Consider the following 2,046-nt stretch of genomic DNA (forward strand, 5'->3'; position numbering starts at 1 on the left):
GGATAATACACAATATTTTATTGAATATAATAATGAGGGAAAAATAGTCATACTAAAAAATTAATATTCACCAATTTTATAGAATTATTATGAATAAATGCTATATAAAAATTATGAAATATATAGCATTTATTTAACTAAGTAATGCTAAAGTATCCACAGCCTTCTGTTTTTCCTTCTTCAAAACATGAGTATAAGTATTAGCAGTCATTTCAATAGTGGAATGGCCAAGTAACTTAGAAACAGTTTCAATTCTTATATTATTTTCAAACTGAAGGGTTGCATAGGTATGCCTTAAAGCATGGAATTTAAGGTGATTTACCTTGCAGCGCTTCAAGAAATAAATCCAGCTCTTATCTATATTTCCTGCATCAATAAGCTCACCATTTTCAGTAAGGAATATCATATCTTTATGTTCTTCATTAAAGCTGCTTCCACATTTTAAAATATTTCGTTTCTTTAAAGATATAGCAGCTTTTATTATTGGAATAAGACTTGATGGAAGAGGGATATCCCTTACAGATGTATGAGTCTTAGTATTATCTAAAAAGGTTTTTTTATGTCTTTTTCCTTGATCATCATACACATATGTAGATACAAGTGTCCTTCTTATATGAATTTCATTATTTTTATAATCTATATCAGATTCCTTTAATCCTAATATTTCACCACGTCGCATTCCAGTTGCATAAGATATTAAAGATATGCATCGTATTTTAGTATCTTCTTTATTAGAAAGAATTTTATTCATATCTTCTTTTGAAAATACAGGAACTGTTTTTTCAATATTATCTAGTTCTTTTACAGCATCTTTTGGAATAACTACTTTTTTGCCACTGCAAGGGTTCTTAAGAATATAGCCGCAGTCAACTGCATAGTTAAAAAATTGTTTCAATAACTTATTATTATTTTTTATAATATTGCTGCTTTTACCATTCTTATGAAGAGCATTATAATAACGCTGTATATCAATAGGTTCGATTTTATCAAGGCTCATATGAGCAAATGGACAGTTTTCAAAATATTTCTCATATATGCCTGCATATCTTGAAAATGAGGAAAGTTTTATATTTCCAGACATCTTTATAACTTCAAAAAGCCATGTTTTCATTTCTTGAGCAAACCAATATGTTTTATTCTGAATACCAGAGTTCATTTTATTTATATAATCCTGCTTTTTTTGTTCAGCTTCTTTCTTACTCTTTCCAACGAATTGTTTCCTAATACGCTTGCCATTAGAATCGATTCCTAAATCATATGTTATTCTATAATAGTTTTGACCATTAGATTTAAAATTTGTTTTTACAGCCATTATAAAAATCCCTTCTGTAATTTATTAAAATTAATATGTAGTATTGCTAAGAAAGCTTTCTTAAGCTGAGAAAAGTTATACTTTATAACCTAACAAATATGAAAAGTTATTGTATTGTTTTGTAAATAATTTAATCAATAAAAATAAATTATTTACTTAAACAAATATAGAATTTATTAAAGTAACAAGAATGAAGAACTTGTTACTTTTTTCTTTTTTCTAACATATAAGATATATCTGATTCAAGAGCAGCTACAAGAAATCTGCCAAGCAAATCTTTGGGCATATGATTTTCATCAAAAATTTCACTTACACTAGAAACTGTATCAGTTTCAAAAATTGAATCAAGGGCTTTTTTTAAACTTTTGAATTCATCTCTAGTATTTACGTAATCTTGTCTGTTTATACCATAAATCCAATATTCTTCAGGAAGTTCGCTTATAACTACCAATTTTTCAATAAGAGTTTTTGAGGGACTCCTTTTACCATTTTCTATAAGACTATAATAGCTGTCACTGACTTGGAGTTTATCGGCCATTTCATTCATCTTTAAATGTAAAGTATTACGATATTCTTTTAAGCGTTCAGTAAACACTAAATCATCTCCTAATATTTTGTTATTACAAATATTATAATCCTAGTTTACAAAAATGTAAATAAAATATTTCAATAAAATGGAAAAAGATAAAAAGGCATAGTTAAAAATCATCTAAATCATTAAAAATAACTATTTC

The 2,046-nt window shown here is 26.7% G+C and carries 2 protein-coding genes; both read right to left on the reverse strand.

All coding sequences use genetic code 11. The features are described from left to right. Window positions 1–133: 133 nt before the first annotated feature. The gene (locus Q0F58_RS19210; protein ID WP_294379663.1) at window positions 134–1,312 is read right to left on the reverse strand and encodes a site-specific integrase; all 1,179 of its coding nucleotides are present in this window, start codon (window positions 1,310–1,312) and stop codon (window positions 134–136) included. 202 nt (window positions 1,313–1,514) lie between these two features. After that, window positions 1,515–1,907: a helix-turn-helix domain-containing protein gene (locus Q0F58_RS19215; RefSeq protein ID WP_294379665.1), complete on the reverse strand. Its 393-nt coding sequence runs from the start codon at window positions 1,905–1,907 to the stop codon at window positions 1,515–1,517. Window positions 1,908–2,046: the final 139 nt, after the last annotated feature.

This window comes from uncultured Clostridium sp. (genome assembly GCF_934754915.1).
Taxonomy (GTDB): domain Bacteria; phylum Bacillota; class Clostridia; order Clostridiales; family Clostridiaceae; genus Clostridium.

Coding starts and splice junctions, on each gene's coding strand:
- Q0F58_RS19210 (WP_294379663.1), bottom strand. CDS start 1,312: ATGGCTGTAAAAACAAATTTTAAATCTAATGGTCAAAACTATTATAGA.